The organism is Roseobacter sp. GAI101 (assembly GCF_000156335.1).
Classification (GTDB): Bacteria; Pseudomonadota; Alphaproteobacteria; order Rhodobacterales; family Rhodobacteraceae; genus Sulfitobacter.
In genome coordinates this window covers 1,146,981-1,161,197 of sequence record NZ_DS999213.1, presented here as the reverse complement: position 1 = coordinate 1,161,197, position 14,217 = coordinate 1,146,981, and the positions used below count along the sequence as shown (strand labels likewise).

6 protein-coding genes, 2 tRNA genes and 3 rRNA genes are annotated in these 14,217 nt (G+C 55.8%); 8 read left to right on the top strand and 3 right to left on the bottom strand.

The genetic code is table 11. The annotated features are described in order from the left end of the window. Positions 1–13: 13 nt before the first annotated feature. Positions 14–898, bottom strand: coding sequence for a molybdopterin cofactor-binding domain-containing protein (locus RGAI101_RS05440; RefSeq protein WP_008225896.1), 885 nt, complete (start codon positions 896–898; stop codon positions 14–16). Between the two features lie 371 nt (positions 899–1,269). Here RGAI101_RS05440 and RGAI101_RS05435 point away from each other — a divergent pair, with 371 nt between their 5' ends. Beyond that, positions 1,270–2,850, top strand: coding sequence for an FAD/NAD(P)-binding protein (locus tag RGAI101_RS05435; RefSeq protein ID WP_083792010.1), 1,581 nt, complete (start codon positions 1,270–1,272; stop codon positions 2,848–2,850). A 95-nt stretch (positions 2,851–2,945) separates the two neighbouring features. On the opposite strand, the gene RGAI101_RS05430 is transcribed toward RGAI101_RS05435, so the two are convergent. Further along, entirely contained in the window at positions 2,946–3,443 is a 498-nt protein-coding gene (locus tag RGAI101_RS05430) for a lactoylglutathione lyase family protein (protein WP_008225858.1), read from the bottom strand. A gap of 91 nt (positions 3,444–3,534) precedes the next feature. Here RGAI101_RS05430 and RGAI101_RS05425 point away from each other — a divergent pair, with 91 nt between their 5' ends. Continuing rightward, a complete protein-coding gene (locus RGAI101_RS05425) occupies positions 3,535–4,431 on the top strand; it encodes a LysR family transcriptional regulator (RefSeq protein WP_008227417.1) in 897 nt (298 codons plus the stop codon). A gap of 25 nt (positions 4,432–4,456) precedes the next feature. Here RGAI101_RS05425 and RGAI101_RS05420 read toward each other — a convergent pair whose 3' ends face one another. Further along, positions 4,457–5,398 (bottom strand): hydrogen peroxide-inducible genes activator, encoded by a 942-nt coding sequence (locus RGAI101_RS05420; protein WP_008225435.1) that lies wholly within the window; start codon positions 5,396–5,398, stop codon positions 4,457–4,459. 124 nt (positions 5,399–5,522) lie between these two features. On the opposite strand from RGAI101_RS05420, the gene katG reads away from it, so the two are divergent. The 6 genes from katG to rrf all read left to right on the top strand — a co-directional run bounded on the left by katG (position 5,523) and on the right by rrf (position 14,188). Next, entirely contained in the window at positions 5,523–7,697 is a 2,175-nt protein-coding gene (gene katG, locus RGAI101_RS05415) for a catalase/peroxidase HPI (protein ID WP_008224974.1), read from the top strand. Positions 7,698–8,608: 911 nt separating this feature from the next. Continuing rightward, positions 8,609–10,074, top strand: a 16S ribosomal RNA gene (locus RGAI101_RS05410). Positions 10,075–10,231: 157 nt separating this feature from the next. Next, positions 10,232–10,308: transfer RNA gene (locus tag RGAI101_RS05405), tRNA-Ile, on the top strand. Between the two features lie 19 nt (positions 10,309–10,327). After that, positions 10,328–10,403, top strand: a tRNA-Ala gene (locus tag RGAI101_RS05400). A 578-nt stretch (positions 10,404–10,981) separates the two neighbouring features. Further along, a 23S ribosomal RNA gene (locus RGAI101_RS05395) occupies positions 10,982–13,876 on the top strand. A gap of 197 nt (positions 13,877–14,073) precedes the next feature. Continuing rightward, positions 14,074–14,188: ribosomal RNA gene (rrf, locus tag RGAI101_RS05390) — 5S ribosomal RNA — on the top strand. Together the 16S, 23S and 5S rRNA genes with 2 tRNA genes alongside form the textbook arrangement of a ribosomal RNA operon. Positions 14,189–14,217 lie beyond the last annotated feature (29 nt).

Sequence of the window (14,217 nt, the reverse complement as noted above, 5' to 3'; positions counted from 1 at the left end):
CCGCCCGGTGGTGTTAGTCTTTCAGGGCTGCAAGCACGGCATCGCCAGTGATCGGCAGGTGACGGAAGCGCGCGCCGGTCGCAGTGAAGATCGCGTTGGCAATGGCCGGGGCAATGACCGTGGTGCCCGGCTCGCCAAGACCCACAGGCACTTCGGCGCTTTCAAGGAAATCAATCTCCAGTTCAGGCACATCCGCAAGACGCAGCGGCGTATAAGCCCCCAGATTGCGGTCGACGACATTGCCGTTTTCAATCCGGGTGCCCTCATGCAGCGCCATGGACAGCCCCCAAAGCGCCGCGCCCTCGCATTGCGCATGTGCGCCATCCGGGTCAACGACGGTGCCGCAGTCAAAAGCCAGCCGTATCTTCTGAACATCCACCGCGCCGGTTTCCGCATCCACTGCGAGCTGGACAGCGGCGGCGGTCCAGGTCGGCAGGGTGCGCGACTGGCCGAAGGTCGTGGCAATCCCGATTGCAGTGCCTTCCGGCAGTTCGGTTTTGCCATAGCCGGACATTTCGGCCACACGCTGCAGAACGGTCGCCTGCCGGGATGCGCCACCCACCGCATTGGGGCCCGATCCTGCGTTCATGCCTTCAGCCTTCAGGTGATCAAGACGGAATTGCAGCGGATCGGCACCAACCTTATGGGCGGCTTCGTCCATGACGCTTTCAACAGCGAAGTTGGTCCAGCCTTGTCCCACGGACCGCAGCCAGCCAGGACGGAAGGTCTGGTTCGCCAGATCGTTCGAGATTGCCCGCACCCGTTGTGCCACGACGGTGTACCAGTGGTCGGCCCCGTCGATGGCAAAAGGATCATAGGGTTCATCATTGACGCCCTTGGGCATGAAGCCCGGTGCCAAAGCCTGTGTCGGCCAACCGGCGGCGGCGTGGTGCTCCATGCCGGTTACCCACGCCGTCCCAGTGATCTTGACGCGCCACGGGTATCCTCATTCACACTAACGGCAAATGGCGGCTTTCACTAGCTGGGCGGCGGCGCAGATACGGGCAGGGGGAAGATGGCGTTTGCTCCGCTCCGCTCAATCGTTCGTTAGGCAGGGCGATTTCAATGGGCTTCTATAAATCCCTGCCTTTTTTGTCTCGGCTCACCTCTTGCAGTAGCCGGCATCAAAGGGGGAAGTCATACCATCTCGGGGCCGCCTTGAAGGGGCTGCCTCCGGTGCTATGTCGTGACTTCGGACAGCTGGAGAAATGTCGAAACCGGCAGAGGCTTTAACCACCACAAGGGGCGCGGAACTTGGACAAGGCGAATATGGAAACGACAAGAAATATCGCTGTTGTCGGCGCTGGACCAATGGCCGTTTATACGGTCAAAGGGCTTTTGACCGGCGACCTTCCCGTTGATCTGACCGTCTTCGATGCCACGGATCAGGTCGGCTGCGGCATGCCTTACCGGGCGGGCATGAATGCGGACTATATGTATTGCAATGCGTTCAGCAGGGAAATTCCCTCTGTCACGCGGCCTCTTGTATCGTGGCTGCACGATCAGGATGACGGGTTTCTGGATGCCTGGGACCTTGGGCGCGCGGATATTGATGCGCGTGATTTCTATCCCAGGGTGCTGCTGGGGGAATATCTGAAGTCTGAATTCAGCGATCTGTGCGATGCGGGGCGAAAAGCCGGTCACACGATCCGCGTTCTGCCCGGCCACCGGGTTGTTGACGTGATGCCAACCGGGGGCGGCGTTGCGCTTGAGGTGTCGACGCCGGATGGCAAATCGGTGTTCGCGTTCGACGATGTTGTCCTGGCGACGGGACACGACTGGCCGTCATCGCCCAAACTTGGCAAGGCCGACCTTGTCTCGCCTTGGCCCTATACCAACATCACGGATCAGCCGGCGGGTGACATCGGGGTGTTGGGGTCCTCCTTGTCCGCGATTGATGTAGTCGTCGCCCTTGGGCAGGAGCATGGCACCTTTACCGAAGAGAACGACAAGGTCAGCTGGTTTGCGGATACGGGTCGCGAGGCGCTCTCGATCACGATGGTTTCTCACAAGGGGATTATCCCCGAACCTGATTTTTACTACCCGTTTCCTTACGAAAGGCTGACGCATTTGCACAGCGATGCCGTTGCCGCCGAAGTCGAAAAGGGCCCCGAGGCTCTCTTGACGCGCGTGTTCGGGCTTTTGCTGGCCGAATTGAACGAGGTGGCACCGGAGTACATGGCTGAACTTGGCCCCGATGCACAGACGATCGATGGCTTCTCGGCAGCGTATTTTGAACACCGCGAAACGGTAGGGGGGCTGCGCGCCTTGCGCGAGACGTTGGGGGCCGCGATCAAGTCCAAGGAGCTGAAGGAGACCCAGCCGGAACGCTACGCCCTTTTGCGCGGGCATGAAAATTTCGAGATGATCCTTGAGCATATGAACGACGCGGATTGGAAAACCTTCAACGAAAAGCTGATGCCGGTGTTCGGGGATTGTTATGCTGCGATCCCCCATATTTCCGTGCGCCGGGTGTTGGCGTTGTATGATGCAGGGGTGCTGCAGATTATTCCGACGGGTTCTGAGTCATCCCTGCGCAACAATGCGGCAGGCGGCGTCACGGTATCGACCGTTGACGGGGATATCGAGTTTGCGGCGCTGATTGATGCCCGCGGTCAGGCGTCAGCAGACATTTCCGATCTGCCGTTTCCAACCTTGGTCGATGCGCTGGCTGATCCGGCGGCCGATCTTTCGGCCCCCTTCAGGCTTGACCTGTCCGGCGCGGTTCAGGGCAGTGTTTATTGCCTTGCGATGCCGCAAATCCTGACCCGCCATCCCTTTTCGCAAGGCTTGGCCAACTGCGATGAACTTGGCCGGGTGGTGTCCAAAGAAATCCTGAGCAGCATTTAGGGCACGCACACGCGCCTCGTCGGTAAGGGCGGAGGGGGCGAGAGGGCCGGCAGCCCCGCTTGGGGGCATGCCGGCCATCGAACCCGGCCGTAGATCTAGGAATAGGCACCGGCCGAGTAGGTCAGCTCGTAGCTGTGACTGTACAGCTCGAAGACGATGCCGAAGGGGTCCTCGACATAAACCATGCGATACGGTTTTTCGTCGGGGAAATATTCCCGAACCGGCATGCGCTGCTTGCCGCCCGCCGCTACGATTTTCGCCAGAAGGTCTTCGAGGTTCGGGTCCTGGATCGCAAAATGGAACGTGCCGTTCTGCCGGAAATTCAGGTTTTCAGCCGGGGCGTGATGCCCTTCGAATTCGAACAACTCAAAGCCGATCCTGTCAGCGGTCGCAAGATGTGCGATGCGCAGACGGCCCCAGCCCGGACCAAAGACGTCGGTGCACATCTGCCCGATGTCGCTGTCGTCTTCGATAATCTCGGTCGGCGGCATGATGACGTAGAACCCAAGGACATCGCCGTAGAATTTGATGGCCTTGTCCAGGTCAGGGACTGATAGCCCGATATGAGAGAACGTTCGTGGTGTCGGTGTCATGTATTTTCCTTTCCAGTTGCTAGCAGTGTTTTAGCTGGACTGGAGGGCAATGAAAAATTATGATGTTTAATTATTTTGATAACAATGTGGAATGATTGTGCTGAACGCTACGTGGTTGGACACCTTTACGACCTTATGCGACGTTGGCCATTTCACGCGAACGGCGGAACGGCTTGGGATGACGCAACCCGGCGTTTCGCAGCATTTGCGAAAGCTGGAAGAACAGGTAGGCACGCCGCTGATCGTGCGGGATGGCAAGACCTTTACCCTCTCGCCTGCGGGCGAGGCTGTGCTGTCGGTCGGAAAGGCCCGTCGCCTACAGGAAAGAGCATTGCGCGAGGCCGTTCAGGTCGATGATCCGGATGTCGGAACGGTCAGTATCGGGTGCTCGGGCAGCTTTGCGCTTTGGATTTACCCCTACCTACTTGATCGGATGCGGCGCGCGCCGAACCTTGTGATCCGCCTGGCTGCGGCCCCGCAGGCCAGCATTGTAGCTGGTGTTCTGGACGGTGAACTTGATCTGGGCATCGTCGGGGACAAACCGGATCACCCCCGAGTGCAGGCTTTGCGACTGGGTGAGGAGGAACTGTGTCTGGTCCTGCCGGCTGCCTTTCAGGCCGCTGATCTAGACCTGGACAGACTGAATGATCTGGGCTTTGTCGCCCATCCGGACGGCTTTGCCTATGCCGACGATCTGCTGCAACGGAACTTTCCGCAGACCTACAAGGGTGCCGACCATCTGAAGGTGCGGACTTTCATCAATCAGATCGGCCAGATTCCGATCCCGGTTGCGCAGGGGATCGGGTACACGATCCTGCCAAAGTCCGGCGTCGATGCTTTTCCCGACCAAGGGAGCCTGTCTGTTCATGACCTTCGGGAAAAACGGTATCACGATTTGTGGCTGATATCCCGTACCGGGCGTTCCGGGGTAGCGCGCATTGCAGCGGTCAAGGATTTGATCGAACATGCGACCAATTCGCTGGGCTAAGACGGTTTCAGCGCAGCCCTCGGTGTCAGGCCGTCAGGTCGGCATCACCGCCAGCATAGGCACCGGTACTGTCGCGTTTCTTTTGCCCGACACCGCGCACGATCTCTCCGATCTGGGCAAGCTGGTCTGACAGCGGGTTCGTGGTGCGCCAGACCATGCCGATGGTGCGCGTGGGGGCGGGTTTGGGGAACTTGACGATCGAAACATCCGTGGACCGCGCTTCGAGATTGATCGCGATCTCGGGGATAAGCGTCACGCCCATGCCGGCACCGACCATTTGCACCAGAGTAGAAAGTGAACTGCCTTCCATCAACTGACGCGGCTGTGCCTCTGAAATCTGGCATACCGACAGGGCCTGATCGCGAAAGCAATGCCCCTCTTCGAGCAGCAGCAGGCGCATGGTCCGAAGCAGCTTGGGGCTTGGGATCGGCTTTTCAGCGTCCCCCATGGGCCGCACCAGCGCAAATTCTTCTTCGAAAAGCGGGAATTCCATCAGGTTCGGTTCGGAAATCGGAAGGGCTACCACTGCGAGGTCAAGAAGACCTTCGGACAGATCGTCAATCAGCGCCTTCGTCATGGATTCGCGCACTTCAAGCTCAAGCTCGGGGTAGCGTGCGGAAAGGGCCAGCAGAATTTCGGGCAACAGATAGGGGCCGACGGTCGGAATGATCCCAAGCCGCAGGCGACCGGCGAGCGGCCCATTGGACGCGCGGACGAGGTCTTCGAGTTCCTCGACGGCGAGTAGAATCTGCCGCCCCTTTGTGATAAAGTCCTCTCCGACAGGGGTCAGTCTGATCTTGGGCGCACTGCGTTCGACAAGCGGCACACCGAACATGCGTTCCAGCTCTTTTATCTGCAGGGATATGGCGGGCTGCGAGATCGAAGAGGCATCGGCGGCGCGGCCAAAGTGGCGATGGCGGGCCAGGGCATCGAAATAACGAAGCTGTTTGAGCGTGAGGTTTTTCATAAGTTCAGCTTATCGCGGCGGTAAGATTATTCAATTTGATTTTATGCAGGCCGGAGGCCTATAAGAATGCCGAACGCGCTGTCAGGTTGCTGCCAGTGCAAAGATTGAAAACTTGGAGGATCCCATGGACGGCAACAATGTGAATTCGACGGGCGGCTGCCCTGTCATGCACGGTGGTAACACGACTGTGGAACAGTCGGTGACCGAATGGTGGCCCCGGTCGCTTAACCTCGACATTCTGCACCAGCACGGTGCGCGCACCAACCCGATGGACGTGGACTACAACCACCGTGACGCCGTCAAAGGGCTGGACTACGAAGCGGTCAAGGCCGACGTTCACGCGCTGATGACCGACAGCCAGGAATGGTGGCCGGCCGATTGGGGCCACTATGGCGGCTTTTTCATCCGTCTGGCGTGGCATTCCGCCGGTTCGTACCGTCTGGGGGACGGCCGTGGCGGTGCCGGTTCCGGCAACATCCGCTTTGCGCCTCTGAACTCCTGGCCCGACAACGCCAGCCTCGACAAGGCGCGGCGTCTGCTGTGGCCGGTCAAGAAGAAATACGGCAACGCGCTGTCCTGGGCCGACCTGATCGTGCTGTCCGGTACAATCGCGTATGAATCGATGGGTCTGAAGACTTTCGGATTCGGTTTTGGCCGCGAAGACATCTGGGCCCCCGAGACTGACATCAACTGGGGCAACGACAGCGTCCTGATGGCACCGACCGACGAACGCGTCACGGATGTCGAAGATGCCAACACCATGTATAACCCGCTTGCCGCGTCTCACATGGGTCTGATCTATGTGAACCCCGAAGGCGTGAACGGGAACCCCGATCCGGCGCTGACGGCGCAATATGTGCGCATGACGTTCTCGCGGATGGCGATGAATGACGAAGAGACGGCGGCGTTGACCGTTGGCGGTCACACCGTCGGCAAATGCCACGGCATGATGGCCGATATCGGCCCGGCCCCCGAAGGCGCGCCCATTGCCGATGCCGGTTTCGGCTGGGATAACCCCAACTTCAATGGCAAGGCGAACACGGCCCACACATCCGGTTTGGAAGGGGCCTGGACCACAAACCCGACCCAGTGGGACCACGGCTATCTTGAACTTCTGCTTGGGCAGGAATGGGAGCTGAAGAAATCCCGCGCCGGTGCATGGCAGTGGGAACCGATCAACCTTCCCGAAGAGTTGAAGGTGCCTGATGCAAGTGATCCATCGATCAAGCACAACCCGATCATGACCGACGCGGACATGGCCATGAAGATCGACCCGATCTACCGCGAAATCTGCGAACGGTTCTACAAGGACCCTGCCTATCTGGCAGAGACGTTCTCGCGCGCGTGGTTCAAGCTGACGCACCGCGACATGGGGCCAAAGGTGAACTACTACGGTCCCGATGTGCCCGCCGAAGATCTGATCTGGCAAGATCCGGTACCTGCCGGCAACACTGACTACGATGTCGCCACGCTCAAGGCCAAGATCGCCGACAGCGGCCTGACCGCCGCCGAGATGATCGCGACCGCCTGGGACAGTGCACGCACTTTCCGTGGTTCCGACAAGCGGGGCGGTGCCAATGGCGCGCGCATCCGTCTGGCACCGCAGAAGGATTGGGAAGGCAACGAACCTGACCGGTTGGAAAAGGTGCTGAAAACGCTGACACCCATCGCCTACGACAATGGCGCATCCCTTGCCGATGTCATCGTTCTGGCCGGCACAGTGGGTCTCGAGCAGGCGATCCGGGCCGGTGGCTTTAATGTTGAGGTGCCATTTGCCAAAGGCCGCGGCGACGCGTCTGCGGAACAGACTGACGCCGACAGCTTTACCGATCTTGAGCCCCTGGCCGATGGGTTCCGCAACTGGCAGAAGGAAAACTATGCGGTACGTGCCGAAGAGCTGATGCTTGACCGCGCTCAACTGCTTGGCCTGACCGCACCAGAGATGGTCGTGCTTGTCGGTGGTATGCGGGTCCTCGGGACCAACCATGGCGGTTCCAAGCATGGTGTGTTCACAGACCGCGAAGGAACGTTGTCGACAGACTTCTTTGTCAACCTGACCGATATGGCCAACAGCTGGCATCCGGTTGACCAGGATGGCCTGTATCAGTTGCGCGATCGCAAGACCGGTGCCGTCAAGTGGACGGCGACCAGTGCCGACCTCGTGTTCGGATCGAATTCGATCCTGCGGGCCTATGCCGAAGTCTATGCTCAGGATGATAACGCCGAAAAGTTCGTGCGTGATTTCGTTGCGGCCTGGACCAAGGTGATGAACGCCGATCGCTACGATCTGGTCGCCTAACCAGACATCCGCCCGGGCAGCACATCTGCCCGGGCGATCCTTACTCAGAACAAACGCCACGGACGGGCTGTAAGAAGAAGCGTTATCCAGGCGGGCAGGGCACCCTTTTGCCGCTGCGACCATCCTCCCTCAAATTATTGCCGCTTCCAGACACGTCCGCAGCTCGCGCGCGGCGCAGTCTGCTTTCGCTTTGCCATGTCGAAAGCGAGGGGGGGTGTTACGATCGCCCAATGCTTGAATGACCGGCGGGGCAGGAGGCATCCGCACTAGATCCATATCTAACGTCTCGTCCCTGAATTCCTACTATACATAAGCGAATGCCGTACCGCCCAAGTGTTTCAGTATCGGCTGATAGCGGGCAGGGACCTTTAAGCCTGAGGTGGCGGACTGGTATGGCCATGGTGATCCAGCCTGTTTTTAGGCGAAATTTGAAAAAGTTCCAAGAAATCTGAAAACTTTTGAAAAAAGTGGTTGCGGCCCCCGAATGGTATATCTATAGAGCTTCTTACCGGAGACGCAGACAAGCAGACACGGTGCGCTAGACGGGACGGACGGGGCTGAGGTTTCGGAGGTTTACGTAGCGGGGAAATTCTGAGGCATTGAGGCGGGGCGCGCTGAAAGTTACGGCGCATCTTGGTTTCTTTTGTCTCGACGCTCTTTGAAATGATAGATATCTGAAGAGATATGTGGGCGGTTTGGTTCATTCGATGGATCAACCTCTACATATCGCGCTGGTAGCGACGCACTTAGGTGTTAGCGATGATCCAGTGTCAGCTTCACTGTTTGACGGACTACTCGCTACTTTGGTAGCTTTAGTACATCAAACGGAGAAAAACGCCTGTATCATTCAGTAAGTGATGCAGGTCGATGTGCAGAGGTTCGACGTCAAGGATATGATCGCAAGATCATTTCAACTTGAGAGTTTGATCCTGGCTCAGAACGAACGCTGGCGGCAGGCCTAACACATGCAAGTCGAGCGCAGTCCTTCGGGACCGAGCGGCGGACGGGTTAGTAACGCGTGGGAACATACCCTTTTCTACGGAATAGCCTCGGGAAACTGAGAGTAATACCGTATAAGCCCTTCGGGGGAAAGATTTATCGGGAAAGGATTGGCCCGCGTTAGATTAGATAGTTGGTGGGGTAATGGCCTACCAAGTCTACGATCTATAGCTGGTTTTAGAGGATGATCAGCAACACTGGGACTGAGACACGGCCCAGACTCCTACGGGAGGCAGCAGTGGGGAATCTTAGACAATGGGCGCAAGCCTGATCTAGCCATGCCGCGTGTGTGATGAAGGTCTTAGGATCGTAAAGCACTTTCGCCAGGGATGATAATGACAGTACCTGGTAAAGAAACCCCGGCTAACTCCGTGCCAGCAGCCGCGGTAATACGGAGGGGGTTAGCGTTGTTCGGAATTACTGGGCGTAAAGCGTACGTAGGCGGATCAGAAAGTTAGGGGTGAAATCCCGAGGCTCAACCTCGGAACTGCCTCTAAAACTCCTGGTCTTGAGTTCGAGAGAGGTGAGTGGAATTCCAAGTGTAGAGGTGAAATTCGTAGATATTTGGAGGAACACCAGTGGCGAAGGCGGCTCACTGGCTCGATACTGACGCTGAGGTACGAAAGTGTGGGGAGCAAACAGGATTAGATACCCTGGTAGTCCACACCGTAAACGATGAATGCCAGTCGTCGGGCAGTATACTGTTCGGTGACACACCTAACGGATTAAGCATTCCGCCTGGGGAGTACGGTCGCAAGATTAAAACTCAAAGGAATTGACGGGGGCCCGCACAAGCGGTGGAGCATGTGGTTTAATTCGAAGCAACGCGCAGAACCTTACCAACCCTTGACATCCTGTGCTAACTCGAGAGATCGAGTGTTTACTTCGGTAACGCAGTGACAGGTGCTGCATGGCTGTCGTCAGCTCGTGTCGTGAGATGTTCGGTTAAGTCCGGCAACGAGCGCAACCCACATCCTTAGTTGCCAGCAGTTCGGCTGGGCACTCTAGGGAAACTGCCCGTGATAAGCGGGAGGAAGGTGTGGATGACGTCAAGTCCTCATGGCCCTTACGGGTTGGGCTACACACGTGCTACAATGGCAGTGACAATGGGTTAATCCCAAAAAGCTGTCTCAGTTCGGATTGGGGTCTGCAACTCGACCCCATGAAGTCGGAATCGCTAGTAATCGCGTAACAGCATGACGCGGTGAATACGTTCCCGGGCCTTGTACACACCGCCCGTCACACCATGGGAGTTGGTTCTACCCGACGACGCTGCGCTAACCCTTCGGGGAGGCAGGCGGCCACGGTAGGATCAGCGACTGGGGTGAAGTCGTAACAAGGTAGCCGTAGGGGAACCTGCGGCTGGATCACCTCCTTTCTAAGGATGTTTCTAGCCAGACTTGTTCGCAAGTCTCATGAAACACTTAGCAGGACAGCAAACAAAGCTGTCCATATTCGGATACATTTTCCAATGTATCCAGAACCGAGCCGTCCTCATATCTCTTCAGAACAAGAACACGAGCTACCGCTCGTATGGGTCGGTAGCTCAGGTGGTTAGAGCGCACGCCTGATAAGCGTGAGGTCGGAGGTTCAAGTCCTCCTCGACCCACCATATCCCTTCGGGGAATGATGGGGCCTTAGCTCAGCTGGGAGAGCGCCTGATTTGCATTCAGGAGGTCAGGAGTTCGATCCTCCTAGGCTCCACCAAGCTTTTCCAACGGGAAAGCACAGTTCTGACAGGGTCTTGCGCAGCAAGATCGCGATAAGGACAGCACGAATGATTAGATCGGCAAGCAGTTTCGACTGTTTGCCCGTCCAATCGGACGATGCGGCAACGCATTGGCGACATTCCCCAGGGAATGCGCCTGATTGAAATCGTAAAGAGAGATACAATAACAACACTGTTTGTTTACACCGAGTAAGGTCGTAAACTCAGTTGCTGTCACTTCGGTGACCGGCGTTTAGCGGACTGTTTCCTCGGTCTTCTGGGCGTATCGCGATTGAAAAGAACGTGTTGTCCAAGTCAAGTACACTAACCAGAGACATGACGCCTGCTTCCTGCACGGAAGGTAGGCTAGATGCATGTCTCGCTGTCCAACCTTAGAGGTTGGGCGGGTAAAAAAGTATGCTTTTGATCTGGAATAAGGAAAGACAGTTTCTTACCAGCTTCTGTCTTCCGCGCTGGACTGACGTTCTGCAATCTACCGGCCGTTGAGGGTGTAAATAGTCCTCAAGTAGCCGAATAGGCGGTAGGACATTAAATCAGTCTTGCTTTTTCTGGATCAAATCAAGCGCGAAAAGGGCGTTTGGTGAATGCCTTGGCAGTAAGAGGCGATGAAAGACGTGATACTCTGCGATAAGCCATGGGGAGCTGAGAATAAGCTTTGATCCATGGATTTCTGAATGGGGCAACCCACCTGATACTTTGTTATTATTACCCTTCGGGGTAGCTAATAATGAGGTAAACCAGGTATTTATAGACTGAATACATAGGTTTATAAAAGCAAACCCGGGGAACTGAAACATCTAAGTACCCGGAGGAAAGGAAATCAATTGATACTCCCCTAGTAGCGGCGAGCGAACGGGGACCAGCCGAGCCTCAATTGTGGTTAGAATGCGTTGGAATGCGCAACCAAAGTGGGTGACAGTCCCGTATAAGAAGCATGAGAGGACGTATTAAGTAGGGCGGAACACGTGAAATTCTGTCTGAAGATCGGAGGACCACCTTCGAAGGCTAAGTACTCCTTACTGACCGATAGTGAACCAGTACCGTGAGGGAAAGGTGAAAAGCACCCCGACGAGGGGAGTGAAACAGTACCTGAAACCGAACGCCTACAATCAGTTGGAGGATCTTTACGATCTGACAGCGTACCTTTTGTATAATGGGTCATCGACTTGGTCTCACAAGCAAGCTTAAGCCGTTAGGTGTAGGCGCAGCGAAAGCGAGTCTTAATAGGGCGTTGAGTTTGTGGGATCAGACCCGAAACCGAGTGATCTAGGCATGGCCAGGTTGAAGGTAAGGTAACACTTACTGGAGGACCGAACCCACATCCGTTGAAAAGGATCGGGATGAGCTGTGCCTAGGGGTGAAAGGCCAATCAAACTCGGAGATAGCTGGTTCTCTGCGAAATCTATTTAGGTAGAGCGTCATCCGAATACCCTCGGGGGTAGAGCACTGGATGGGTAATGGGGCCCCACAGGCTTACTGATCCTAACCAAACTCCGAATACCGAGGAGTACTAGATGGCAGACACACGGCGAATGCTAACGTCCGTCGTGAAGAGGGAAACAACCCTGACCTACAGCTAAGGCCCCTAATTCATGGCTAAGTGGGAAAGCAGGTGAGACGACCAAAACAACCAGGAGGTTGGCTTAGAAGCAGCCATCCTTTAAAGATAGCGTAACAGCTCACTGGTCTAAATAAGTTGTCTTGCGGCGAAGATGTAACGGGGCTCAAGCCATGAGCCGAAGCTTAGGATGCATTTATTGCATGGTAGCAGAGCGTAGTGTGACATAAGACTACGTCTTTATTGATCTTTTGTAGTACCAAGGTTTGTTGTTTGGGTGTTCGCACTCAAGTAGCCAAAGGCGGTAGTGCATATAAAGAGATCATAAAAGACAAAGTCTTTTCTGTGAAGCGGGCCTGTGAGGGATCCCGTGGAGAGATCACTAGTGAGAATGATGACATGAGTAGCGACAAAGAGTGTGAGAGACACTCTCGCCGAAAATCCAAGGGTTCCTGCTTAAAGCTAATCTGAGCAGGGTAAGCCGACCCCTAAGCGAGGCCGAAAAGCGTAGTCGATGGGAACCAGGTTAATATTCCTGGGCCAGATGGAAGTGACGGATCTCGAGGGTAGTTCATCCTTATCGGATTGAATGGGCTGCTTAGAGGTCCCTGGAAATAGCTCCATCGCTAGATCGTACCCTAAACCGACACAGGTGGATAGGTAGAGAATACCAAGGCGCTTGAGAGAACTATGTTGAAGGAACTCGGCAAAATACCTCCGTAAGTTCGCGAGAAGGAGGCCCGGTTTCTAGGCAACTAGAGGCTGGGGGCACAAACCAGGGGGTGGCGACTGTTTATTAAAAACACAGGGCTCTGCGAAGTCGTAAGACGACGTATAGGGTCTGACGCCTGCCCGGTGCCTGAAGGTTAAAAGGAGGGGTGAGAGCTCTGAATTGAAGCCCAGGTAAACGGCGGCCGTAACTATAACGGTCCTAAGGTAGCGAAATTCCTTGTCGGGTAAGTTCCGACCTGCACGAATGGCGTAACGACTTCCCCGCTGTCTCCAACATAGACTCAGCGAAATTGAATTACCGGTCAAGATGCCGGTTACCCGCGGTTAGACGGAAAGACCCCGTGCACCTTTACTACAACTTCACACTGGCATTAGGCCGAACATGTGCAGGATAGGTGGTGGGCTTTGAAGCGTGGACGCCAGTCTGCGTGGAGCCTCCCTTGAGATACCACCCTTGTTCTGCTTGATGTCTAACCGCGGTCCGTTATCCGGATCCGGGACCCTGTGTGGTGGGTAGTTTGACTGGGGCGGTCGCCTCCTAAATCGTAACGGAGGCGCGCGAAGGTTGGCTCAGAGCGGTCGGAAATCGCTCGTTGAGTGCAATGGCAGAAGCCAGCCTGACTGCGAGACTGACAAGTCGAGCAGAGTCGAAAGACGGCCATAGTGATCCGGTGGTCCCAAGTGGGAGGGCCATCGCTCAACGGATAAAAGGTACGCCGGGGATAACAGGCTGATACTGCCCAAGAGTCCATATCGACGGCAGTGTTTGGCACCTCGATGTCGGCTCATCTCATCCTGGGGCTGGAGCAGGTCCCAAGGGTACGGCTGTTCGCCGTTTAAAGAGGTACGTGAGCTGGGTTTAGAACGTCGTGAGACAGTTCGGTCCCTATCTTCCGTGGGTGTAGGATACTTGAGAGGAGTTGCCCCTAGTACGAGAGGACCGGGGTGAACGATCCACTGGTGGACCAGTTGTTATGCCAATAGCAGTGCTGGGTAGCTATGATCGGACAGGATAACCGCTGAAGGCATCTAAGCGGGAAGCCCCCCTCAAAACAAGGTATCCCTGAGAGCCGAGGTAGACCACCTCGTCGATAGGCCAGAGATGTAAGCGTAGTAATACGTTCAGTTGACTGGTACTAATGGCTCGATAGGCTTGATTTGATCCAGTAGAAGCAAGACTTTTACGGATTTATCAAAAGCATACACACATACATAAATGTACTGACTTGGACTTCGTTGTTATCGCCAGGGAAATGGCGATAACAACAAACGTGTGGCTACGCGCATTGCTCTGCAATACGCTCTCGCCACCGTCGCTTTTTGCTACGCAAAACAGCGACGTTGATGAATTTATTCGGTTTGGTGGTCATAGCGTAAGCAAAACACCCGATCCCATCCCGAACTCGGCAGTTAAGTGCTACTGCGCCAATGGTACTGCGTCTTAAGACGTGGGAGAGTAGGTCACCGCCAAACCTAATAAGTTCATCAATCAAAAACGTATC

Coding starts and splice junctions, on each gene's coding strand:
- RGAI101_RS05440 (WP_008225896.1), bottom strand. CDS start 898: ATGGAGCACCACGCCGCCGCCGGTTGGCCGACACAGGCTTTGGCACCG.
- RGAI101_RS05435 (WP_083792010.1), top strand. CDS start 1,270: ATGGAAACGACAAGAAATATCGCTGTTGTCGGCGCTGGACCAATGGCC.
- RGAI101_RS05430 (WP_008225858.1), bottom strand. CDS start 3,443: ATGACACCGACACCACGAACGTTCTCTCATATCGGGCTATCAGTCCCT.
- RGAI101_RS05425 (WP_008227417.1), top strand. CDS start 3,535: ATGATTGTGCTGAACGCTACGTGGTTGGACACCTTTACGACCTTATGC.
- RGAI101_RS05420 (WP_008225435.1), bottom strand. CDS start 5,398: ATGAAAAACCTCACGCTCAAACAGCTTCGTTATTTCGATGCCCTGGCC.
- katG (WP_008224974.1), top strand. CDS start 5,523: ATGGACGGCAACAATGTGAATTCGACGGGCGGCTGCCCTGTCATGCAC.